The sequence below is a fragment of the Vreelandella andesensis genome (assembly GCF_003989795.1).
Taxonomy (GTDB): Bacteria; Pseudomonadota; Gammaproteobacteria; order Pseudomonadales; family Halomonadaceae; genus Vreelandella; species Vreelandella andesensis.
Map to the genome: position 1 here is coordinate 343,362 of NZ_RZHG01000019.1, position 23,838 is coordinate 367,199.

Here is a 23,838-nt window from a genome sequence, read left to right on the forward strand (position 1 = left end):
TTTACGTCTTATGTTTTGAGGTTCTGGGGTTACATCTAACGCCCTGTAGGCTTGGCGGTAATAAACCCATTAGGCGGAGTTAGCGAATCGGGATGGCGGTCTCTTCTTTGATATTACGTAACACGAAATTAGAGCTGACCTGGGAGATGCCATCTAAGGTGAAGAGTTTTTCATTGAGGAACCGGTCGTAAGCGGCCATGTCTTCAATCACCACGCGTAGGACGAAGTCAGCATTGCCAGTGGTGGCATAGCACTGCAGCACCTCTGGGTATTGCAAGATGCGATTTTCGAACTCGACGGTATTGTCGATGTGGTGGCGAACCAGCGTCACCATGACCAGGGCTGATAGTGGCTGGCCCACTAGGCTAGGTTCCACCAGTGCCGCAAAGCGGCGAATGACGCCACTCTCTTCCAGCGCCTTTACGCGTCGCCAGCAGGCGGCGGGGGAAAGGCCTATCTGTTCGGCAAGCTCATTGTTGGTAATGCGCCCCTGTTGCTGAAGCAGGGTAAGGATGCGCTGATCATGCCTGTCTAAGGTGACTTCTTTGGTCGCTTCTTTCATAGGGCTATTTCATTTATTTGTGGTTTGTTGAATATCATTGCGTTAAATCGAAAAAAATAAAAGAAATTATTAATAACCAGGCTTTTGAAGAGTGAATTAGCAAGCACCTTTAGTGCGCTCTTGGCTAGACTCAAGCGTATTACAACCATAACTCTTCAACCGTACTGGTGAGCGCTCATGACCACCCCCTCAATCGCTGAGCAGGCGGGTTCAATTACCCAGCCGCTCGATATTGTCCTCGATGACTATCAGCTGGCCGACCGCTATCACCGTGGCGAAGGCCGTATTTTTCTTACTGGCACCCAGGCATTGGTGCGCATCGCCTTACGCCAAGCCGAGCTCGATCGTCGCAATGGCCGCCATACGGCGGGGCTTATCAGCGGCTATCGTGGCTCGCCCTTAGGCGGTGTAGACCAAGAAATTTGGCGGGCGAAAGCCGCCATGGAAGAGCATCACATCGACTTTGTCCCTGCCATCAACGAAGACCTGGCCGCCACCATGATGCTGGGTTGCCAGCAGGTGGAGACAGACCCTGAGCGGCAGGTCGAAGGTGTTTTCGGCATGTGGTACGGCAAAGGGCCGGGCGTTGACCGCGCGGGTGACGCCTTGAAACACGGTAATGCCTACGGCAGCTCGCCGACAGGTGGCGTGCTGGTGGTGGCGGGGGATGACCATGGCTGTGTGTCGTCATCAATGCCGCACCAGTCTGATGTCGCTTTTATGGCGTGGTTTATGCCAGTGGTAAGCCCTGCGTCATTGGCGGAATATGAGCGCTTTGGGTTGTGGGGCTATGCCCTTTCTCGCTTCTCGGGTTGCTGGGTGGGCTTCAAAGCCGTGTCTGAAACCGTAGAAAGTGGCGCTTCAGTCGAGGTGCCACCCTTGCCAGACTATGTAACGCCCGATTTCGAGATGCCCGAGGGCGGGCTGCACTACCGCTGGCCCGATTTGCCCGGGCCACAGCTCGAGACCCGCATTGAGCACAAGCTGGCCGCCGTGCAGGCGTTTGCCACGGCGAATCCGATTGATCAGTATCTATTTCGCCAAGAGCAGGCGTCTTTTGGGCTAGTCACTACCGGCAAGGGGCACTTGGACTTGCTTGAGGCACTGCGTTTGCTAGGGCTGGATGAAGCGAAGCTGCGTGATCTCGGGATAGAAATATATAAGATTGGCATGGTGTGGCCACTCCATCGCCCCGGCATCCTTGAGTTTATTCATGACAAGCGTGAGGTGCTGGTCATTGAAGAGAAACGCGGGATTATCGAAAGCCAGTTGAAGGAGTACATGTCAGAACCCGATCACCCCGGCGAGGTAATCATTACCGGTAAGCAGGATGAAACCGGTAAACCGCTGATTCCCTATGTTGGAGAACTCAGCCCGCGCCTCTTGGCTGGCTTCGTGGCAGAGCGTCTAGCGCGCTTTTTCGAGATTGATTTTAGCGACAAGCTGGCAACGGTTGATGCTTGTCAAGCGGGCGTTAAGGAACTCGGCGGTGTGCGCCGCATGCCCTATTTCTGCTCGGGTTGCCCGCACAACAGCTCAACCAAGGTGCCTGAAGGCAGCAAGGCCCTGGCGGGTATTGGTTGCCACTTTATGGCCTCTTGGATGGACCGTAGCACTGAATCGTTAATTCAGATGGGTGGCGAGGGGGTTAACTGGGTAGGTAAAAGCCGCTTTACGGGTAACGGCCATATTTTCCAGAACCTGGGCGAAGGTACCTGGTTTCATTCGGGCTCCATGGCCGTGCGCCAGGCCGTGGCGGCCAACGTCAATATTACCTACAAAATTTTGTTCAACGACGCGGTGGCCATGACGGGCGGTCAACCTGTCGACGGGCAAATCAATGTTCCCATGATTGCTCGGCAGTCGTTGGATGAAGGTGTGCGCCGGGTCATGGTGGTCAGCGATGAGCCGGAAAAATACCGAGGGCATGAAAAAGAGTTTCCCAAAGAGGTGACCTTCCACGGCCGCGAAGAGATGGATACGTTGCAACGTGAGCTGCGCGAGATCCCTGGCTGCACCGTGTTGATATATGACCAAGCATGTGCGGCAGAGAAGCGCCGTCGGCGCAAGCGTGGTTTGATGGAAGATCCTGCCCGCCGTGTGTTCATCAACCATCATGTCTGTGAGGGTTGTGGTGATTGTTCGATACAGTCCAACTGTTTATCGGTGGTGCCCCGGGAAACCGAGCTAGGCCGCAAGCGCAAGATCGACCAGTCCTCCTGTAACAAGGATATGTCCTGCGTTAGTGGTTTCTGCCCCAGTTTTGTCACTGTTGAAGGTGGCCAGCTGCGTAAAGGCCAAGGTGTGGCGGCGGATAATACCTTTTGGAAACGTATAGCGCATTTGCCTATCCCTGTGATCGCTCCTCTGACGGCCCCGTATGACCTATTGGTGGGTGGCGTTGGTGGCACAGGCGTGGTGACCGTTGGACAGCTGATCACCATGGCGGCACATTTGGAAGGCAAGGGTTCCAGCGTGCTCGACTTTATGGGGTTTGCTCAAAAAGGCGGGGCGGTACTTAGCTATGTTCGTTTGGCAGCGCAACCCAGCGAGCTGAATCAGGTACGTATCGAAGCCGGTCAGGCCGATGCTGTCATTGCCTGCGACATGGTGGTGGCCAGTTCGCAGAAAGCGCTGAATGTATTGCAGCCGACCACCCGTATCGTTGCCAATCTTGCGGAGCTAGCCACCGCAGATTATGTGCTTTATCGCGATGCGGATATGCAGCCCAGCAAACGCCTCAACCTATTGCGTGATGCGGTAGGCGATGAACGCTTTGCTTCCCTAGATGCTAATCGCCTGGCTGAGCAGCTGTTAGGGGATACGGTGTTTTCCAATATGATGATGCTAGGGTTTGCCTGGCAGCAAGGGTTGGTACCGCTTTCTGAACCAGCGCTGCAGCGTGCTCTGGAGCTTAACGGCGTTGCTGTGGAAAAGAACCGTCAGGCATTTGCCTGGGGCCGTTTGGCAGCGGTGGAGCCCGACTATCTGCAGCGGCACCTGGATACAATGCCCCTGGACACCAATGCCACCCTGGATGACGTGGTCGCGCGTAATCGCCGCCATCTGGAGCGCTATCAGAACCGTGCCTGGGCTGAACGTTACGTTAACCAAGTGACGAAAGTGCGTGAAGCAGAAACAGCGCTAAACGGCGGTCAATCATTGAGTGAAGCCGTCGCTCATCAGCTCTATCGTTTGATGGCCTATAAAGATGAGTACGAAGTGGCGCGGCTCTACACCCAGAGCGATTTCCTGGAGGAAGTGAAAGCAACGTTCTCGGGTGATTACCAGCTAAAGTTCCACTTGGCTCCACCGCTGTTGAGTGGCCGCAAGGATACACAAGGGCGGCCAGTGAAGCGCCGCTTCGGCCCCTGGGTGCTGAAGGCAATGGGTGCGTTGGCCAAGCTGCGCGGTTTGCGCAACACAGCGCTTGACCCTTTCCGCTTCAGCGCTGACCGCAAGCTCGACCGTGCCTTACTGGCGGACTACGAGCAGTTGATCGATGAGTTAGTGGCGCGTCTTGATGGCACGAATCATGCTACTGCGTTGGCGCTTGCCAAGTTGCCGGAAGAGGTGCGTGGTTTCGGACCCGTCCGCGAAGCTGCCGCCGAGAAAGCCAACGAGCGCCGGGAGAAGCTGCTGACCGAGCTCCGTGAAGGTCGCTCGAAAACCATCGCTGTCGAAGCCGCTTGAGACGATCCATATAACTAAAACAAGGCCACGCATTGCGTGGCCTTTGCTATGTAGCGATACAGTGATTCAGCTACGCCTCTTGTCGGCGGCGTACCAATAGCCAGTGGCTTAGCAGGGCGAGTAGCCCCATTAAGCCAATCGTCAAGGCCATGGTGCGCGAGCTGCCGTCGTGGAATTGCCCGACTAATCCGCCCACAATAGCGGCAATGGTCATTTGCAGGAAACCAAACAGCGAAGACGCCGCGCCCGCACATTGAGGGTTGGGCGCCAGTGCGCCAGCCATGGTTTGCGGCATTAGAATACCTACCCCCAGCATGAATACCATATGGGGCCCCACCACCGCCCACGGGTGATGGATGCCAACGGTAGCCAAACCTGCCATAACCAAGCCCCCAATCGCGCAGATTAAGGTACCCAGGGTGATGAGGTGATCACGACCCAGGCGGTGGCTATATCGGCCGCTGACCAACGTCCCGACGAAGAAGCCCGCGACAATCAGCGTGAACAGAACGCCATAAAGGGTCGGTGCGACGCCCAGGTACTCGATGAGCACAAAGGATGAACCGGAAAGGTACGCGAACAGCCCGGAGAACGCGGCAGCATTCACCAAGGTGTAGCCAATAAAGGCACGCTGGCTCAGCAGCAGGCGAAAGTTGGCCAATATGGTGCTTGGGTGGATTGATTGACGCCGCTCCTTTGCCAGCGGCTCAGGCAGCATCAGTATTAGCACGGCGAGCATCACCGCCGCGTAAAGCGCAAGCACCACGAACACCGATTCCCAGCCAAAAAACAGCAGCAATCCCGCGCCTGCCACAGGGGCCAGTGCAGGGGCCAGCGCCATGGTGCTGGCCATATAGGCGAGAATGCGGCCGGCCTCGATAGGGCCGTGGATATCACGTACCGCTGCCCGTGCTAACACGGGGCCAGCCGCCCCACCGAAGGCCTGTAAAAAGCGGCCTGCCAGTAACCATTCGACGCTAGGCGACCACGCGCAAAGCAAGCTTGCAACAAGGAACAGAATCAGGCCCGCGATCATGACTGGGCGGCGGCCAAAGCGGTCAGAAATGGGGCCGCACAACAGTTGGGCCAGAGCGAATCCAGCCATATAAAGGCTGAGGGTTAGCTGTATTCGGTCTGGGCCAGTATTAAGCGCTTCTGCCATGGCGGGCATAGCAGGCAAGTACATATCCGTTGCCAGCGGGCCGAGCGCAGTCACTGCGGCCAGGGCCACAACGGTGGCAGTAGAGGGCAGCTTTAGCACCCCTTAACTCCTTACGGTTAGGCGTTACGCGAGGCGGGCGCCTTCCCAAATGGAAAGACGCCCGCATATGTTAGCCTGCTTAGTATAACTTAATTTAGTTTGGTTTGTTTTGGTTTGGCTTGAATTAGCCGGCGTCAGGCTGCACTTCTGGTGCGGCCTTTGTAAAGGCTGGCAGCGAACGACAATGGGCAGCGATACGCTGGATCGTCGGGTAGGCTGCTAAATCACACTCGAAGCGCTCGGCGTTATACACCTGCGGAATCAGGCAGATATCCGCAAGCGTTGGGGTGTTGCCGTGGCAAAAGTCGCCGCTGCTGGGGTCGGTTGCAAGTGTTGTTTCCAGGGCTGCGAAACCCTCGGTAACCCAGTGGCGGTACCACGCCAATTTAGCCGTTTCATCCGTTCCCAACTCCCCGACGAGATACTTAAGTACCCGTAAGTTGTTGAGTGGGTGAATGTCGCAAGCAACTAACTGTGCAAGCGCCCGAACCCGGGCGCGCGCTAATGCGTTAACCGGTAGCAGCGCGGGCATGGGGTATACCTCATCGAGATACTCGCAGATCGCCAACGATTGGTTAACCACAGTGCTGTCGTCCAACACCAGGCTAGGCACTAACCCTTGGGGGTTGCGCGCCAGATGATCGCCACCCCGTTGCTCGCTTTTCACCAGATTGACCGGGACCTGGTCGTAGTCCAGGCCCTTCAAATTTAAGGCGATACGTACCCGATAAGCAGCCGACGAGCGGAAATAGCCGAACAGCGTCGTCATGTTGCTTTCCTCATGTTGCTTTGCTTTATTTGGGCTGGTACTTCACGACGTGTTGATCGATCGTACCAAAGATGTTGTTGCCATCGCGGTCGAACATCTCGATGCGCACTCGGTCACCAAAGCGCATAAAGGGCGTTTTTACCTGACCGTGAATTATCTGCTCGACCATGCGTACTTCGGCCAAGCAGCTATAACCTACGCCGCCGTCAGCGACTGGCTTTCCGGGGCCGCCATCGGGGTCTGGGTTAGAAACCGTGCCGGAGCCAATCACAGCCCCCGCGCCGAGATAGCGGGTCTTAGCCGCATGGGCAACCAGCTGTGGGAAGCTGAAAATCATATCTGGCCCAGCTTCTGGTTCACCAAACTTCTCGCCATTCAGGTGCACGGTCAGTGGCAGGTGCACCTTACCGTCCTGCCAGGCATCGCCCAGCTCATCTGGTGTGACCGCAATGGGCGAGAAAGAAGAAGCAGGTTTGGCTTGGAAAAAGCCGAAGCCCTTAGCAAGTTCGCCGGGAATCAGGCCTCGCAGACTCACATCGTTGACCAGCATCACTAGTTTAATGTGTTTGGCGGCTTCCTCAGGGGTGACTGCCATCGGCACGTCATCGGTGATAACGGCGATCTCACCTTCAAAGTCGATGCCATGCTCTTCGCTTACCGCCTCGATATCTTCGGTCGGTGCCAGGAATCGGTCGCTACCGCCTTGGTACATGAGCGGATCGGTCCAGAAGGTTTCAGGCATCTCGGCATTACGCGCTTGGCGGACCAGCTTGACGTGGTTCAGGTAGGCGGAGCCGTCAGCCCACTGATAAGCGCGCGGTAACGGCGAGTGCAGTGCGCTTTGGTCAAGCGCAAAAGCACCGTCGGCATCGCCACTATTGAGTTGCGCATAGCGCGCTTCAAGCGTCGGGCTAGCGGTTTCCCAATTTTCGATAGCTGCCTGAAGGGTGGGCGCAATATCAACAGCGCTCACTGCGCGGGCGAGGTCACGGGAGACAATAATGAGTTCTCCGTCGCGGCCTTTGTTAAGTGTTGCAAGTTTCATGGTGATTCAATCCTTGTCGTCAGGGTGATATAGGGTTCAGGGCTGGTTTGGATCGAAGTGCGAACGTAGTGTCGACCAAACATCCACATAGTCACGCTGGCGGAAGTCTGCATTCAGCGCCGCAGGTGTGGGGTGGAAGCAGTAGCGGCTTTCAAACATAAAGGCCAGTGTATCGCCTAGGAACTGGGGCTTCAGCTCCGCATTGGAGGCTTTCTCAAAGGTCTCAGCATCCGGGCCGTGGGGCGACATGGAGTTATGTAGACTAGCACCACCAGGAGTGAACCCTTCCGCTTTAGCGTCGTACTCGCCATGGATAAGCCCCATAAACTCGCTCATCAGGTTGCGGTGGAACCAGGGCGGCCTAAAGGTGTTTTCGGCAACCATCCAACGTGGCGGGAAGATCACAAAATCTAGATTCGCCATTCCCGGCGTATCGGAAGGTGACGTCAAGACGGTAAAGATCGACGGGTCCGGATGATCGAAGCTAACCGTATTGATGGTATTAAAGTTCGCCAGATTATACTTATAAGGTGTGCAGTTGCCGTGCCATGCCACCACATCTAATGGCGAATGGTTAAGTTTTGCCTCCCAGAAACGGCCCGAGAACTTAGCCACTAAGCGGTAGTCGCCTTCTAGATCTTCATAGGCTGCTACGGGGCTTTGGAAGTCACGCGGATTTGCTAAACCGTTAGCCCCGATAGGACCGAGGCCAGGTAGCTCTAAAGGACTGCCATAGTTCTCGCAAATATACCCTCGAGCAGCATCAACGCCCTGCGCTTTACGCACTTGGAATTTCACACCGCGTGGAATAACGGCAATTTCGCCGTTCTCGATCTCCAGGTCGCCAAATTCGGTGCGCAAGCGAATAGTGCCTAGTTGAGGAACAAACAGCAGCTCGCCATCCGCGTTGTAGAAAAACCGCTCGGTCATATCTTTATTAAAGGTGTAGACATGTACGCCTACGCCAGCCTGGGTGCCGGCATCGCCGTTGACGCCGATAGTAAATAAACCATCGATAAAATCAGTCGGTTCGCTCGGTAGCGAAACGGGGTCCCAGCGCATTTGGTTGGGGTCTGCCGCAGGCTTGTCTAACGGTGCCGTGTGTACGTTGTTATTTTCTAGCGGCTGATACGCGCTCTGAACGACTGAAGGGCGAATACGATAAAGCCAGCTACGAAAATTTTGATGACGTGGCGCTGTAAATGCGGAACCAGTGAGCTGTTCTGCGTATAAGCCGTAAGCACAGCGTTGCGGTGAGTTTTGCCCAATCGGCAGTGCACCCGGCAGCGCTTCGGTTGAAAAGTGGTTATGAAAGCCATGCTGATATTTCAATTGTTCAGTCATTGTTAAGCCCTGCGTTATTAGAACGTTATTTTGATAAGCCTAAGTTTTTTTAACCCTGAGTCTTTTTAAAACTACGTTGCTTTTAAACTTATGGCGCGGCTATTGATCGCCATCACCTAGCGCATGGGAAATCGCTTCTTCAAGCACGGTTTGATCGCCGATGTGATTAGCAAGTAACAGGATCAGGCGGGCATTGATGCGCTCGCTCTCGGCTTCACTGCGGTCGCGATGCAGTGCCGTAAGCGCCGCATAAAAGGCGTCCGGATCAGTGAAGTTGGAATTCAGCTCAAGCCTTGGCATGGCAACTTTCCTCAAGAGTGGTGTCAGCGGCATGCGCAAGATGCACGCCCAGTGCGCGATCTAATGCGTCGTCAACCTTGCGAGCAGTGAGTGCTTGCCAGCGGGCAGCAACGTGCTGATCAGGCCGAATCAAGTACCCGGCCCCTGCTTTTAGGCCATATCGTTGCGCTACTAGCCCTTCAACATCGTCTACAACGGTCGTGCGCGGTAGCGTGCTTAACGCATCGGTTGCAGGGCCAATGATGACGCAGCTCAGATCCTTGCGTCGGTTCAATAACTCACTTAGCTCCCCCGCAAGTGTTTTAGCGCGGGCTTCGTCGGTGCGCCCGTCGAGCAGCAACACGAAACCATCACCAAACAGGTTAAGTAACCAAGCGCTCTTGCGAGCACCCTCGCTGTTCAATTGAATGGGGGCGTCTTTGGCAGGGCTGCCGGGGCGTAATTCGCTCGGGCCACCATCAACATCAGGCGTATTTAGTGGTGAGTTGTCATAGCGGCAAGGCATGGAAAGGCGGCCACTATTGACCAAGCTACGTGCAAAGGCGTGTTTCTCAGCCAGCTCCAGCGTCACATCGCGAAATACGTGGCTAATATGGCTCTTCGGGGTAATAAAATCAGTGGCACGGGTCGAGTTAAGGAGATTCTCAGCCGCGCCGTGTTGGCGCTCAGTATTGTAGGTGGACAACAATGTTTCCGGCGCTTGCTGTTTGAGAACGCGGGCCAGTTTCCAGACTAAATTGTCGACGCCTTGGAGGGCACCGTTGGCACCCCTGGCACCAAAGGGCGATACTTGGTGCGCCGCGTCGCCCATAAAGATCACGCTGTGATGAATGAAGTTATCCATCTTGCGGCAGCGGAAGGTGTAGACGCTGGCCCACTCAAGCTCAAACTCTACGTCGTTGCCCAGCATTGCCTGCACGCGGGGGCGAATGTTCTCTTCTTTCTTTTCTTCTTCCGGGTCGGCGTCCCAGCCTAGCTGGAAGTCGATACGCCATACATTATCCGGCTCTTTGTGCAGCAGCACAGACTGATTAGGATGGAAGGGCGGATCAAACCAGAACCAGCGCTCTGTCGGGAAGTCTGCTTTCATGACCACATCCGCAATCAGGAAGCGATCCTGAAATACCTGGCCTTTGCACTCAAGGCCCAGCATGTCGCGGATTCGGCTGTTAGCGCCGTCCGAAACGAGCAGATAATCACAGGTCAGCGGGTAATCACCATCCTGGGTGGAGACCTTGATGGTGGTGTTGCCAGGCTGAGCATCGACATCAATGACCTTATGCTTCCAGCGAAGGTCAATTTGCTCAGCAAAGTCGTGGGCGCGGTTGACCAGAAACTCTTCAAAGTAATATTGCTGCAAATTAATAAAGGCGGGTATTCGATGGCCGTCTTCAGGCAGTAGATTGAAGTCGTAGACCTCACGATCCTGAAAGAAAACGCGACCGTGTTGCCAGGTGACGCCTTTTTCAAGCATCGGGTCAACACAGCCAAGGCGGTCAACGATTTCCAGTGAACGCTTAGCAAAGCATAGCGCTCGCGACCCCACGCTAACGGTGTTGTTATCGTCCAGGACAATCGAATGAATGCCTTGTTGAGCCAAATCGATGGCGGCGGCGAGGCCGCTAGGGCCGGCACCGACAATCACCACCGGATAATGGCGAACGTCTTGAGCATCAAGTTCAGATGGGCGTTGATAAGGGTAGACGGGATTTTTGTAGGTTGTTGACATGTATTGCTCCCCTGTAGCGTCGGGTGCATGACACCCGACAGCTGGGCATGATCAGTAGGCGTCTCTGGTAAAGCAGTTACTGATTTTCGACGACGTCCTGCAGCGAGTGCCACATAGCGGTATCACGCTCGGCCGTCCAGATGCGGGGATCCGGATGTTCGCCACCCGCCTCGTCGTAGCAGCGAGTAATGTCGAAGGGCACGCAGTGGTCGAAAATGACCCAGTCGCCGTACTTGGGCTTAAGTAGCGCGTAGGTTTCGGCGTAGCACTCGGAAAGAGACTTACCCGCTGCCTTGCCGGCTTTGACACTTCCATACATATCATTCAAGAAGTCGCGGGTGCCCTGAATGGCTTCCTGGCATTTTTCGGCCGTTTGCAGTGCATCGCCGCGGCCAGGCACCAGCTTTTGGGGCTGCATAGCCTGCAGGCGGTCCAACGTGGATGGCCAGTCTTCATGGTAAGCGTCACCGGTGTAAGGTGTGGCGCCGTACTCGACCAGGTCACCGGAAAACATGATTTTTTCCTTTGGTAACCAAACGACGGTATCGCCCTTGGTATGTCCGCGGCCCAGGTGAATGATCTGTACCTCTCGCCTCCCCATAAACACGGTCAGTTTTTCCTGGAAGACAATGGTTGGCCAGGTCAATCCAGGCACAGAGTCCACCCCTTTAAACAGACGGGGGAAGCGACCAACCTCAGATTCATAGTCCTGTTGGCCACGTTCAACAATCAAGTCATAAGTATTCTGGCTAGCGTAAATATTCTCGGCATCGTACGCGGAAGCGCCGAGAACACGCACGGCGTGATAGTGGGTCATAACCACATGCTTAATTGGTAAGTCGGTCACCTCGCGGATACGACGAATAACGTCCTGCGCCATGATGGGCGTTGCCTGAGTGTCGATGACCATTACGCTGTCATCGCCAATCACGATGCCCGTATTGGGGTCACCTTCAGCTGTGTAAGCATAAAGCCCTTCTGCCAGCTTGGTGAAGCTGATCTGCTTCTCTTCAGTATCGGCATGGGATGCGAATTTCTTGCTCATAGTATCTCCAGTGCTATCAGGGTGATTCAGATTTTTGTATGCCTGGAGGATAGTTTCTAATGAAACTAAATGTCCAGTGCTCTATCGATGAATCAATCTAATTTTTGCATGATATAAACAATAAAGCGTGATAAATCAGCTTATTGTTGCAATATACTACCTAAGTATAATAATTAAAATTGGTAAATTAGTTGCAAGAGAAAGTAACTAGCGGCACTGTTCTGACATCCCACTACGGGTGTCTTAGCGTAGTGAGGGTTGTTAAGCGGCGAGCCGTGTTATTGCGAGCAGTGTTGTTACTGGCAGTGTTGTTACTGACAGTGTTGTTACTGACAGCGTTGCTGAATGGAGCTAAGAGGACTCCCTTTCTTGAGGTGGTCGATAGGATGGGTGCGTTGCTGGTGTCCTCATTCCCCGCTATCGTGCTGATTTTTTCATCACACCCCCTGATAAATGGCGGCGCTAGGAGAAACACAATGACGATAGATAAAGCAGACGGCGATGCATCTTTGGAGTGCTCAGCGAGGGCAGAGCTAGATCTCAACCAATTTTTACCCTACCAGCTTAACCGTTTAGCTGACCGTATCAGTCAGGCGTTAGAGAAGCTTTATGCCGAGTCCTATGAGCTCAACATCGCCCAGTGGCGTGTGCTTGCATGGCTCAGCCACTGTGATGATTTAACGGCAAAGAAGGTCTGTGCCTATACCAATATGGATAAGGCGCGGGTGTCTCGCGCGATTCAGTCGCTAGAAGACCGTGGGCTGATAAGCCGCATGCCATCAAAGCAAGATCAGCGGCTACATGACCTACATCTGACAGAAACCGGACAAGCGTTACTTAATAAGCTAGTGCCCGAAGCTCAGGCGTGGGAAGCCGATCTGGTGTCGACCCTGAGCGTTGGTGAATATCGTGATTTGCTCAATACCATGCGTAAGCTTGAGCGTCAGCTGGAGAGAATTGGTTAAAGGGCCTGCCACAGGTTATTCGAACCTAGATGGTAGATGTTTGACTGTATTTAATTTCTGGCGTGTCATTAGAAAATAATATTATGTGATTTATGTAACAAAAATAATGGCGGGAGATTGTTTCTCCACGACCACTAAAAGTGACTTTCATAAACTATTTTATTTACGATAACTATATGTAATTAATAAAAAATAATATAAATTGCTACTTAAGTATTAGCATCTATTAGTCGATGGGTCGTTGCGCGATCCACGTATTTTCGGGCATTGTGACAAATAACGTGATTCAGTTAATCTTATTATATCAACAATAAAGTATCATGTTTTACGCTCTCAGTTCATGACGACCAGAGGAAAGAAAAATGAATAAAACAACAAACCTGATGATTGGCGCTATCGCTGCTGCGACGCTGAGCACCACCGCCTTAGCGCAAACGACCATCACAGTGAGCACTTGGGCTGGTCCTAATCACGGCATTAACACCATCGTATGGCCAACGTGGAAAGCGTGGATTGAAGAGGCAACAGAAGGTCGCGTCACGGTAGACGTGATACATGATATGGGGCCGCCCGTTTCCCAAATGGAAATGGTTGCCGATGGTATTGCCGATGCAACCTGGGTTTTCCACGGCTATAACACAGGCCGCTTTCAGCTAACCAAGCTGCCGGAATTCCCTACCTTTCAAGAGTTTTCCTCAGAAAATGCCTCTAGTGCTTACTGGCGCACTCACCAAGAATACCTAGCCGCTGCTGGCGAACACCGCGGTGTTGATGTTGTTGCCGCGGGTGTCCACGGCCCGGGTTGGATCTTTAGCAGTGAAAAGTATGAAACCTTAGAAGACCTTAAGAGTAAGCGCATTCGCGTTGGCGGTGGCGTCATGGGCGATCTCTCCAATGCTCTGGAGCTGACCGGCGTTGCTTTACCGCCGACAGGGGTTTACGAAGCCGGCTCCCAGGGCGTTATCGATGGCGCGATGCTTGTTCCTGAAGGGCTTCGCAGTTTCCGCGTCGCTGAAATCTTCCCTTACACCCTCAAAGTTGATGGCGGCTTCTATCGCGGCAGTTTCACCATTGTCGTCAACCCAATGATCTGGGATGAAATGTCGCCTGAAGATCGAGAAGCCGTTGAGTCCGTCTCTGGTGAGCGCTTGTCTCGTCTGTTCGGCTACATGATGGATGTCTCGGATGTGCGTGGTGTCAACTTCGCAGAAGAGCTAGGTCATACCTTTACTGAACTCGGTAGCGATGACCTCAGTACGCTGCAAAGCATGAGTGACAGCATGATTGCTGAGTGGGCCGAGTCTGCCTCAGAAAACAGCAATGTTGATGCAATGGCCGCTATCGAGTTCTATCGCGAGCAGCTTATCGCTGCAGCAGAGGAAGAGAGCGTTAGCAGCCTAGTACCAAGCGAACTAATACCAAACGACTCAGAATAAGTTCCCACTGGCGCTAGACGGAGAGCGACCATGCAAACCCAAATGGCACGTGCTACGCGCGTTAGTCGGGTTCTGCAGCTGACGTTAGAGGGGGTGGCAGGTGCTACCCTCTTTGGCATGATGCTGTTGACCACTGCTGACGTAGGCGGACGCTACTTTTTTAATTCACCTATTCTTGGTGCTGTTGAATTAACCCAGCTGATGTTGGCGGCGTTGGTATTCCTGTCGCTGCCAGTCGTGTGTTGGCGCCAAGAGCATGTCAGCGTTGATCTACTAGATGCATTTTTCCCTGCAAAACTTATCTGGATACGTGAAGTGATCGTCAACTTGATAGTGACGGCGGCTCTTTGGGTGATGGCGCAGCGGGTATGGGCTCTGGCAGAGCGCGCTTTCTCATGGGGGGATGTGACGGAATTTCTGCGCATACAACATGGTTATCTGATCGGATTGATCGCCATTATGCTAGCGCTTTCAGCCCTGCTAACCCTCATAAGAGCCGGTTTCTATTTGCTTGAGGGGTTTAAAGTAATCGAAAAAGGTGGCCCATTGAGCATAGGAGAGCCCCATGACTGAAGCGTTATACGGTTTCGCAGTATTGTTGATACTCGTCTTCCTGCGTGTGCCTCTGGCGTTTGCGATGGGGATCGTCGGTTTTGCCGGGTTCTATTACCTAACCGGTAACTGGAATGCTGCTGAAGCAATGGCGGCGCGCCGGGTGGTCGATACCGCCATGGATTATGGCCTGTCCGTTATCCCCTTGTTCATTCTCATGGGCAACTTTGTTTCCCATGCGGGGCTTTCCGATGCCTTGTTTCGAGCCTCCAATGGTTTTTTAGGTCACCGGAAGGGCGGCCAGGCGATGGCGACGATTGTTGCCTGCGGCGGTTTTAGCGCGATATGCGGATCAAGCTTGGCGACGTGTGCCACCATGGGTCGAGTCGCCATGCCGCAAATGCGCAAATACGGCTATAAGGACTCGCTGGCCGCTGCTTCTATTGCTGCGGGTGGCACGTTGGGGATCTTGATACCGCCCAGCGTTATGCTGGTGATTTATGGCATTCTGACCGAAACCAGTATCCGTGAACTGTTTGCAGCTGGCTTTATTCCCGGCATCCTGGGCATTTTTCTTTATATTGGTGCCATTAAGTGGGTTCTTTGGCGCGACCCCAGTGCTGGGCCTGCGGCAGAGAAAGTGCCATGGCCGGAGCGGATTCAAGCACTAAAAAGCGTAGGCAGTACGTTAGCGTTGTTTGTGCTGGTGATTGGCGGTATTTACCTTGGCGTATTCACACCCACAGAAGCTGCCGGTATCGGGGCGATGGGCGCCTTCTTGATTGCGCTGTTGCATCGGGCATTAACGCCCACCGTTTTAATGAATGTGCTAATGGATACGGTTCGCACCACGGCGATGTTGTTTGCAGTGGTCTTAACAGCACTGATCTTCGCTAATTTCATCAACCGAGCAGGGTTGCCTGGGGACTTACTGGCGTTAGTTAACGGCCTAAACGTGGCCCCCTTTGTGGTTATCCTGGTGATTATCGCGATCTATGTGGTGCTGGGCTGTGTGTTTGAAAGCATGTCAATGATGCTGCTCACCGTGCCAGTATTCTTCCCCGTAGTGGCAGGGCTCGGGTACGATTTGGTGTGGTTCGGTATTCTGGTGGTCATTGTTATCGAGATCAGTTTGATAACCCCCCCTGTTGGTATGAACGTGTTCGTACTGCGAGCGGTGTTGCCGGATGTATCCACAGGCACTATCTTCCGTGGGGTTACTCCCTTCTGGGTCGCGGGTACCATACGTGCACTGCTCGTGCTTGTCTTCCCTGCTATTGTGCTTTTCCTGCCGCAGTTACTGTACTAAAGCGGTGTTATTAGTACGGTTCTATTAAAACGTGCTTGCTAAATAAACGGATGACAGAGCATATGCCCTGTCATCCGTTTTTTTGTCTTACTTCGTCTGTCAGTATCGGCTAAAACGTTACTGACGTTTCGCGACCAGCGTTAGAATATCGTAACTGGCGACCAGCTCATCATGTTGATTGGTCACTGCCACATCCCACATCACCACACCTTGTGGGTGCCCGTCAGGCGATGCCCGACCTTGGTCAATCTTGCGCTTACAGGTGAGACGGGCGCGGATGGTGTCGCCGACCAACACGGGCGTAATAAAGCGCAGCGTATCTAGGCCGTAGTTAGCCAACACGGGGCCTTCGCCTGGGTAAACAAACAAGCCGGCAGCCGCCGACAGCACAAAATAGCCATGAGCGATACGCTGGCCGAACTGGGTCTCTTTGGCGGCAATGTCATCAAAGTGCATATAGAAGTGGTCGCCGGAAAGGCAGCCGAAATTGACGATGTCGGCTTCAGTGACAGTGCGGCGGTGAGTCAGCAAAGACTCGCCTACCTGTAGGTCGTCAAAATGGCGGCGGAACGGGTGGACGTCAGTCTCGATCACCTTCGCGCCACGTACATACTCCCCTGTAACGGCTGCAATCATGGTGGGCGAACCCTGAATAGCGGTGCGCTGTAGGTAGTGATGAACCGCACGAATGCCACCAAGCTCCTCGCCACCGCCTGCGCGGCCGGGGCCACCATGTTTGAGCATCGGTAACGGAGAGCCGTGGCCAGTGGATTCCTTTGATGCCTGGGCATCCAGAATGTGCAAACGGCCATGCTGGGCGGCCAGAACGGGGATCATCTCGGCAGCAATGACAGGGTCTTTGGTGGTCAGTGTGGTGACCAGGCTGCCCTTACCTTTGGCAGCGATGGCCAAGGCTTCCTTGATGCCGCGGTAGGGCATGAGGGTCGCGACGGGACCAAAAGCTTCAATGTCGTGAGCGCCGCCGTCGTTCAGCGGGTTTCGGTTGATCAGCAAGTGGGGAGCGATAAAGGCACCGTGTTCAACTCCCTGGCCGACAGGTTTGAAGCTGCCGTCTTTGCCGAACACGCACTCACTGGTTTCCAGCAGCCGCTCGATGGCTTCGTTAACGTCGCGTAGTTGGTCGCTGGAAGACAGCGCGCCCATGCGAACGCCTTCTTCATGAGGGTCGCCAGCGACGATGCTGGAAAGGCGCTCTTTGATCAAGTCCGCCAATGCATCCAGATGCTCGGCGGGCACCAACACCCGACGGATGGCGGTACATTTTTGGCCTGCCTTGGCGGTCATTTCTTTGACCACTTCTTTGGCAAAGATCTCGAACTCTTCGTCTTCCGGGCTAACATCCGGGGCCATGATGGCACTGTTGAGTGAGTCCGCCTCGGCGTTGAACGGGATACTCTTAGCCATGATGTTTGGGTGGCTTTTCAGCATTAAGGCTGTGCTTGCTGAACCAGTGAAGGTGACAACGTCCTGCTCTTCCAATTGGTCGAGTAAGTCACCGGCTCCGCCAATCACCAGTTGCAAGGCGCCTTCCGGCAACAGCCCCGAGTCGTTGATGACGCGCATGGCAGCTTCGGTCAGGTAGCTAGTGGCGGTGGCTGGTTTGAAAATACACGGCATGCCTGCCAGAAAGGCGGGGGCGAACTTCTCCAGCATGCCCCAAATCGGGAAGTTGAACGCATTAATATGAACAGAAACACCGCGGCGAGGGACCAGGATGTGGGTGCCGTTGAAGTGGTTGTCCTTGCCTAATTGAGTGACCGGACCTTCGTGGGCCACGTTGCCGGAGGGCAGTTCCTTGCGCCCTGTGGAAGCGTAGGTAAACAGGGTGCCGAAGCCGCCGTCAATGTCGATCCAGGAGTCTGCTTTGGTGCAGCCGGTGTGATGGGAGATGGCATAGAGCTCACGTTTCCGCTCTTGGATATAACCGGCCAGTGCCTTAAGAATGGCGGCCCGCTGCTGGAAATCCAACGCCAACAGGTTTTTTACGCCGGTGTTGCGGGCATACGCCACTGCTTCGGCGAAGTTAATGCTTTCTTGGTGAGTGTGCGCAACGGTCTCGCCATTGATGGCGCTGATCAGTGCTTTGGACTCGGTTTTTCCAAACCACTGGCCGGCGATATAACTCTGTAAAACTGGCATTACGTGTTCTCCCGCCCGTCTTTTGGGGATCAGTTGTTGGTATCAGTTGTTGGTATCAGGATCAACAAAGCCGACGCTATCGCCGGCTTTGGAAGTGAATGGTTAGGGGCTTACACCTCGTCAAAATCGAGCACCACCTTATCGCTGATCGGGTAGCACTGGCAGGACAGCACATAGCCGGCATCTATCTCGTAATCTTCCAGGGCGAAATTGGCGTCCATTTCCACCTCACCTTCAAGCACTTTTGCTTTACAGGTAGAACACACGCCCGCTTTGCAAGAGAAGGGAAGATCTGCGCCGTGCTCATTGCCCGCGTTGAGAATATTCTGGGTGTTGCGGGGTAGGCTATACTCGATAGTGCGACCATCAATAATGACTTTAATTAGCGATGTTGCAGCGTCTGTTTGCTCTGCCTTAGCTGCTTGACGGCGCTTGGCACCCGCGGTGGGCGTGCTGGCCGTGAACAGCTCAAAATGTACCTTCTCTTTCGGCAGCCCGTGCTGAGTCAAGACATCACGCACGGTCTCGGTCATTTCTTGCGGGCCACAGATGAACGCGGCATCGAGCTTGGGTACGTCTACCCAGCGGTCAAATAGGGCGTTGCACTTATCGGCATCTATCCGGCCGTTATACAGGTCAATTTCCTGCTGCTCGCGGCTGAATACGTAAATGATGTTAAGGCGTTCCAGGTAGCGATCTTTGAGATCCTGCAGGCGCTCGCGAAACAGCGTGCCCGTGGTGGAGCGGTTGCCGTAGATGACGGTAAACCGGCTTTGTGGCTCGCTTTCCAGGGTGGTGGACACAATCGACATAATGGGCGTCACACCGCTGCCGGCGGTGACCGCCAGATAATGCCCTTCACGGCTAGGGTCGAGAGGTACAAAGAACTTGCCCTGAGGCGGCATCACTTCGAGGTGGTCACCTGGCTTTAACTGCTGATTGGCAAAGGTGGAAAAGCTGCCGCCTGGCACCTGTTTAACGGCGACTCTCAACTCATGGTCGTAGACGCCAGTGCAAATTGAGTAGGAGCGCCGCACGTCTTCCCCGTCGATTTCTTGGCGGAGCGTAAGGTACTGCCCTTGGGTAAAGCGAAAGGCGTCTAGCAGATCGTCAGGAATGTTAAAGGCAATGGAAACGGCATCATGGGTTTCCTTGCGTACATCCTTGACGGTCAAGGCGTGAAATCGGCTCATGGGAAATAGTCTCGTCAATCGTGGTGCTTGTTATAGGCGTCTAAGGTTATAGGCACTTGAAGTAATCGAATGGCTCCAGACAATCGCGGCAGCGGTAGAGCGCCTTGCACGCCGTAGAGCCGAATTCACTCACCCGTTCGGTTGTTTCGCTGCCGCACAAGGGGCAGGGTACAACGGGGTCAGGCTGGCCGATCAGGCTGCGCTTGCTGGCACTTCCCACCGGAGGTGCGATGCCGTAAGCACGCAGTTTTTCGCGCCCGATGTCTGTTAGCCAGTCGGTGGTCCAGGCGGGTGAAAGGCGTCGATGGATCAGCGGGTCTTGGTAGCCCGATGCCACCAGCGCCTCTACAATATGCTGTTCAATAGCTTCAGTAGCGGGGCAGCCAGAGTAGGTGGGAGTCACGCTGACCACCAGCCGACCCTCCTGCCAGGTAACATCGCGCACAATACCTAGCTCAACCACGCTGACCACCGGCACTTCGGGGTCGGGAACTTCCTGCAGCACCGCCAGCACCGCATCGACATCGCCCGCTTCGCCTGCTGGCGGTAGCCCACTGCGATCACTGCCAATCAAGTCGTTGGAAGGCCAGTCATCGGTAGGCGCTTGTGATGGATTACCAGACGGTCGCATCAGGATACGTCCTCGGCAGATATTGCATTTCCGCCAGTAGAAAGCCCAGGTGCTCGGTGTGATGGCCAACTTTGCCGCCGGTATACATCCAAGCGTCGTAAGGGGGGCGTGTCAGTGTCGCTTCGTTTAGCACTTCATCTACCGTCGCTTTCCAGCGGGTGACGAGGGTATCTGGGTCGGGCGCGATACCGGCGTCTAGCATGACCTGGTCGATCTCATCGAACTGCACCAACTCGCCAGTGAACTGCCAGAGGTTGTTGACAGCGCGCTGCATACGGGTGTGGCTCTCTTCGGTGCCATCGCCCAAGCGGATCACCCATTCAGACGAGCGGCGCAGGTGGTAAGTAGCTTCCTTGAGCGACTTAGCCGCGACTTCCGCAATGCGTTTGTCACTGGCTGCTGCAAGGCCTTCAAGTAGGTGAACGTGCCAGGCATCAAACAAAAACTGGCGGCCAATGGTGTCAGCGAAATCGCCATTGGGCTGCTCAACAATCAGCAGGTTGCGAAAGTCCTGGGCATCACGACGGAAGGCCAGGTGATCAGCATCAATGTTGCCCTGGTTATTGCCTTCACTTTCAGTAGCCATCAGTTCAGCAGCGTATTCTAGCCAATTACGCGCTTGGCCAAATAGGTCGAGACCGACGTTCATTAACGCCATTTCTTCTTCCAGCGCGGGGGCCTTGCCACACAACTGTGCGCTGCGCTGCCCAAGAACCAATGCGCTGTCGCCCAAACGTAGCAGATAAGTAACGAGCGGTGTTTGCGTGACCTGCGCGACGTTTTTTTGCTCTGGGGTTTTATGCTCTAGGGTCTTACTTACTGTGTTTGACATCACCGCCTCCCTTACATGTGGCCGACTTCTTTCGGTAGTTTGTAGAAGGATGCATGGCGATACACCTTGTCGTTAGAGGGATCGAACAGCGGCTCTTTCTCATCCGGCGAAGAGGCGGTGATTTCGCTGGCGGGAATAATCCAGATGCTTACCCCTTCATTGCGGCGGGTGTAAAGCTCGCGGGCGTTTTCAATGGCCATGCTGCGGTCAGCGGCGTGTACGCTGCCAACATGCTTATGATTAAGGCCGTGCTTGCTACGTATAAACACTTCGAATAAAGGCCAGTCAGCCATGAGAGAAACCTCAGTGGTTGTTGGGGCCTCGTCGTGCGAGGCGCCCTGTTGTTTTAAGATGAAGGTTAGGTGCTGATCAGTGAGGTGCTGCTGGTTTAGGCGGCTCGACGTTGACGTTTGGCGGCATACGCCACGGCGGCATCACGTACCCAGGCACCGTTATCGATGGCGCTGCGGCGCGCTTCGATACGCTCGCGGTTGCAGGGGCCGTTGCCTTTCACCACGTCGAAGAACTCTTTCCAGTCGATCTCGCCGAACTCGTAATGGCCGGTCTCTTCGTTGTATTTGAGGTCCGGGTCAGGGGCGGTACAACCCAACAGCTCTAACTGCGGCACGGTTTGGTCGAGGAAGCGCTGACGCAACTCATCGTTGCTGTGGCGCTTGATCTTCCAGGCCATCGACTGGGCGCTGTTAGGTGAGTGTTCGTCGGACGGGCCGAACATCATCAGCGCAGGCCACCAGAAGCGGTTAATGGAGTCCTGCACCATGGCTTTCTGGTCGTCGGTGCCTTCTTGCATCATGGTCAGCAGAATCTGAAAACCCTGGCGCTGGTGGAAGCTCTCTTCCTTGCACACGCGGATCATGGCGCGGGCGTAAGGGCCGTAAGAGGTACGCTGTAGCGGCACCTGATTGACGATAGCCGCGCCATCAACCAGCCAGCCAACCGTGCCCATATCAGCCCAGTTAAGCGTTGGATAATTAAAGATGCTGGAGTACTTAGCGCGGCCGTCGTGAAGCTTATCGATCTCTTCGTCGCGGTCGGCACCCAGGGTTTCCATGGCGCTGTAGAGATACAGGCCATGCCCCGCCTCATCCTGAATTTTAGCCATTAGCTGCAGCTTGCGCTTAAGGGTAGGCGCACGCGTCAGCCAGTTACCTTCCGGCAGCATACCGACAATCTCGGAGTGTGCGTGCTGGGAGATCTGACGGATCAATGTCTTGCGATAAGCGTCCGGCATCCAATTCTTTGGTTCGATTTTAATTTCGTCATTGATGCGCTCTTGGAACTGGCGTTCCTCAGGGCTCATCTCGTCAAGTGTCTTAAGTTTGCTAGTACCGGTTTCAACGAGCTGCGCGTACATATAGACCTCCGCGGCGTCGGTATATTAAGGAGTGTGACTTACTTATTTGAAGTATAGTGACACAAAAGATTTTATCAACAAGTATTTTTTTGTATCGCTTTTAGACTTTGTGATAATAAGCAATGCCAGGATGTGTTTGTTGCCAAGGCGTATCTGCCAAGGATAAGTGATTCTTAATATAGCGTTCTTGCCGGTGACTACGAGCTGCTTAGGTATAAAGAAGCCCTTGTGGCAAGCAACAAGGGCTTCTTTCTTCTATCGTATGCCTCTGGGGTGTATTCCGGGTGTGGGGCCCCAGCGGAGAATCAGCGCAGGTCTTTAACGCGTCTGGCTTTACCGAGCGAGCGCATAACACTCTCTACTTGGCACACTTCAACCTGGGTGCTGATACCAATGTACGTCTTGATGGCATGCTGGAGCTGTTTTGCGGCGTCTTCACAAGCTGCGGGATCGCGGGCGATGTCATGATGATTCGCTTCCACACGAACACGCACCATGTCCATATTGCCTTGGCGGCTGACTTCAATCTCATAATGAGGTGAAAGCGACGCGATCTTGAGTAGTTGCTCTTCGATCTGGGTGGGAAATACGTTGACGCCGCGAATGATCAGCATGTCGTCGCTGCGACCAGTGATCTTGTCGATGCGTCGCATGGGGCGCGCGGTGCCGGGTAGCAGGCGTGTCAGGTCGCGGGTGCGGTAGCGAATCACCGGCAGGCCTTCTTTGGTCAAAGTGGTGAACACGAGCTCACCGTATTCGCCGTCGGGGAGGACTTCACCGCTAACCGGATCGATGATCTCAGGGTAGAAATGATCTTCCCAGATGGTCGGGCCGTCTTTAGTTTCCAGGCACTCCATGCCCACGCCTGGCCCCATTACTTCAGATAGGCCGTAAATATCGAGGGCATCGATGCCAAGGCGCTGTTCTAAGGCGGTGCGCATGCTGTCGGTCCAGGGCTCGGCGCCAAAAATACCAGTACGCAGGGGTAGCGTGCGCGGGTCGATGCCTTGGCGTTCCATCTCGTCGGCGATGTTGAGCATATATGAAGGGGTGACCATGATGATGTCTGGCGCGAAGTCACGGATCAGCTGAACCTGTTTCTCAGTTTGGCCGCCCGACATGGGAATCACCGCGCAGCCCAGGCGCTCGGCGCCGTAATGCGCGCCCAGCCCGCCAGTAAACAGGCCGTAGCCATATGCGACATGCACTTTGTCGTTACGGCTGCCACCAGCGGCGCGGATTGAGCGCGCCACCACATCGGACCACACATCAATATCTTTCTGGGTGTAGCCAACCACCGTAGGTTGTCCAGTGGTACCGCTAGAGGCGTGGATACGCACGATCTCGCTCATCGGCGTGGCCAACATGCCAAACGGGTAGTTGTCGCGTAGGTCTGCCTTGGTAGTGAAAGGCAACTTGGCGAGATCCGCCAGTGTCTGGATATCGTCGGGATGTATCCCGGCTTTATCGAAAGACTGGCGGTAGAACGGCACGTTGTCGTAAGCGTGCTTCAGGCTCCACTTCAGGCGCTTGACCTGAGTGGCACGCAGTTCGTCGACGCTGGCGGTTTCCAAGGGATCGAGAGTCGCGGTGTCGATACGTGTAGCGGGCTGATTCATCAGGGGCCTCCGGTCTGG

At 54.5% G+C, this 23,838-nt stretch carries 20 protein-coding genes; 5 read left to right on the forward strand and 15 right to left on the reverse strand.

The genetic code is table 11. The features are described from left to right. Window positions 1–79: 79 nt before the first annotated feature. Window positions 80–562, reverse strand: a complete 483-nt coding sequence (locus tag ELY33_RS11250; protein ID WP_126947994.1) for an Lrp/AsnC family transcriptional regulator — start codon at window positions 560–562, stop codon at window positions 80–82. Window positions 563–739: 177 nt separating this feature from the next. Between ELY33_RS11250 and ELY33_RS11255 the strand changes: the two genes are divergently transcribed. Further along, on the forward strand, window positions 740–4,255 hold the full coding sequence (locus tag ELY33_RS11255) for an indolepyruvate ferredoxin oxidoreductase family protein (protein WP_126947995.1): 3,516 nt from the start codon (window positions 740–742) through the stop codon (window positions 4,253–4,255). A gap of 70 nt (window positions 4,256–4,325) precedes the next feature. Here ELY33_RS11255 and ELY33_RS11260 read toward each other — a convergent pair whose 3' ends face one another. The 7 genes from ELY33_RS11260 to ELY33_RS11290 form a co-directional block, all read right to left on the reverse strand. Next, window positions 4,326–5,516, reverse strand: coding sequence for a multidrug effflux MFS transporter (locus tag ELY33_RS11260; protein ID WP_126947996.1), 1,191 nt, complete (start codon window positions 5,514–5,516; stop codon window positions 4,326–4,328). 124 nt (window positions 5,517–5,640) lie between these two features. Continuing rightward, window positions 5,641–6,285, reverse strand: a complete 645-nt coding sequence (gene maiA / locus ELY33_RS11265; protein ID WP_126947997.1) for a maleylacetoacetate isomerase — start codon at window positions 6,283–6,285, stop codon at window positions 5,641–5,643. 25 nt (window positions 6,286–6,310) lie between these two features. Beyond that, entirely contained in the window at window positions 6,311–7,330 is a 1,020-nt protein-coding gene (locus tag ELY33_RS11270) for a fumarylacetoacetate hydrolase family protein (RefSeq protein ID WP_126947998.1), read from the reverse strand. Window positions 7,331–7,366: 36 nt separating this feature from the next. Beyond that, the gene (hmgA, locus tag ELY33_RS11275) at window positions 7,367–8,674 is read right to left on the reverse strand and encodes a homogentisate 1,2-dioxygenase (protein WP_126947999.1); all 1,308 of its coding nucleotides are present in this window, start codon (window positions 8,672–8,674) and stop codon (window positions 7,367–7,369) included. 99 nt (window positions 8,675–8,773) lie between these two features. After that, a complete protein-coding gene (locus ELY33_RS11280; RefSeq protein ID WP_126948000.1) occupies window positions 8,774–8,974 on the reverse strand; it encodes a DUF2783 domain-containing protein in 201 nt (66 codons plus the stop codon). Next, the gene (locus ELY33_RS11285; RefSeq protein WP_126948001.1) at window positions 8,961–10,703 is read right to left on the reverse strand and encodes an FAD-dependent oxidoreductase; all 1,743 of its coding nucleotides are present in this window, start codon (window positions 10,701–10,703) and stop codon (window positions 8,961–8,963) included. Before ELY33_RS11285 ends, ELY33_RS11280 begins: the two co-directional genes overlap by 14 nt. Window positions 10,704–10,779: 76 nt before the next feature. Continuing rightward, on the reverse strand, window positions 10,780–11,748 hold the full coding sequence (locus ELY33_RS11290; RefSeq protein ID WP_126948002.1) for an MBL fold metallo-hydrolase: 969 nt from the start codon (window positions 11,746–11,748) through the stop codon (window positions 10,780–10,782). Between the two features lie 476 nt (window positions 11,749–12,224). Here ELY33_RS11290 and ELY33_RS11295 point away from each other — a divergent pair, with 476 nt between their 5' ends. The 4 genes from ELY33_RS11295 (at window position 12,225) to ELY33_RS11310 (ending at window position 16,010) form a co-directional block, all read left to right on the forward strand. Continuing rightward, window positions 12,225–12,713, forward strand: coding sequence for a MarR family winged helix-turn-helix transcriptional regulator (locus tag ELY33_RS11295; protein ID WP_126948003.1), 489 nt, complete (start codon window positions 12,225–12,227; stop codon window positions 12,711–12,713). 362 nt (window positions 12,714–13,075) lie between these two features. After that, the gene (locus ELY33_RS11300; RefSeq protein WP_126948004.1) at window positions 13,076–14,149 is read left to right on the forward strand and encodes a TRAP transporter substrate-binding protein; all 1,074 of its coding nucleotides are present in this window, start codon (window positions 13,076–13,078) and stop codon (window positions 14,147–14,149) included. A gap of 30 nt (window positions 14,150–14,179) precedes the next feature. Further along, window positions 14,180–14,722 carry a TRAP transporter small permease gene (locus ELY33_RS11305; RefSeq protein WP_126948005.1) on the forward strand — a complete coding sequence of 181 codons (543 nt, stop codon included), beginning with the start codon at window positions 14,180–14,182 and terminating at the stop codon, window positions 14,720–14,722. Continuing rightward, complete coding sequence (locus ELY33_RS11310) at window positions 14,715–16,010, forward strand: TRAP transporter large permease (RefSeq protein WP_126948006.1); 1,296 nt, start codon at window positions 14,715–14,717, stop codon at window positions 16,008–16,010. Before ELY33_RS11305 ends, ELY33_RS11310 begins: the two co-directional genes overlap by 8 nt. A gap of 117 nt (window positions 16,011–16,127) precedes the next feature. Here ELY33_RS11310 and paaZ read toward each other — a convergent pair whose 3' ends face one another. The 7 genes from paaZ to paaK form a co-directional block, all read right to left on the reverse strand. Then, window positions 16,128–18,170, reverse strand: a complete 2,043-nt coding sequence (gene paaZ / locus ELY33_RS11315) for a phenylacetic acid degradation bifunctional protein PaaZ (RefSeq protein WP_126948007.1) — start codon at window positions 18,168–18,170, stop codon at window positions 16,128–16,130. A gap of 110 nt (window positions 18,171–18,280) precedes the next feature. Continuing rightward, window positions 18,281–19,363, reverse strand: a complete 1,083-nt coding sequence (paaE, locus tag ELY33_RS11320; RefSeq protein ID WP_126948008.1) for a 1,2-phenylacetyl-CoA epoxidase subunit PaaE — start codon at window positions 19,361–19,363, stop codon at window positions 18,281–18,283. A 46-nt stretch (window positions 19,364–19,409) separates the two neighbouring features. Further along, on the reverse strand, window positions 19,410–19,994 hold the full coding sequence (paaD, locus tag ELY33_RS11325; protein ID WP_126948009.1) for a 1,2-phenylacetyl-CoA epoxidase subunit PaaD: 585 nt from the start codon (window positions 19,992–19,994) through the stop codon (window positions 19,410–19,412). Continuing rightward, on the reverse strand, window positions 19,978–20,826 hold the full coding sequence (paaC, locus tag ELY33_RS11330) for a 1,2-phenylacetyl-CoA epoxidase subunit PaaC (protein WP_126948010.1): 849 nt from the start codon (window positions 20,824–20,826) through the stop codon (window positions 19,978–19,980). The genes paaD and paaC overlap by 17 nt, the downstream gene beginning before the upstream one ends. A gap of 11 nt (window positions 20,827–20,837) precedes the next feature. Beyond that, a complete protein-coding gene (gene paaB, locus ELY33_RS11335) occupies window positions 20,838–21,119 on the reverse strand; it encodes a 1,2-phenylacetyl-CoA epoxidase subunit PaaB (protein ID WP_089675267.1) in 282 nt (93 codons plus the stop codon). A 95-nt stretch (window positions 21,120–21,214) separates the two neighbouring features. Beyond that, a complete protein-coding gene (gene paaA, locus ELY33_RS11340; protein WP_126948011.1) occupies window positions 21,215–22,201 on the reverse strand; it encodes a 1,2-phenylacetyl-CoA epoxidase subunit PaaA in 987 nt (328 codons plus the stop codon). Between the two features lie 305 nt (window positions 22,202–22,506). Next, window positions 22,507–23,820, reverse strand: coding sequence for a phenylacetate--CoA ligase PaaK (paaK, locus tag ELY33_RS11345; RefSeq protein WP_126948012.1), 1,314 nt, complete (start codon window positions 23,818–23,820; stop codon window positions 22,507–22,509). Between the last annotated feature and the right edge of the window lie 18 nt (window positions 23,821–23,838).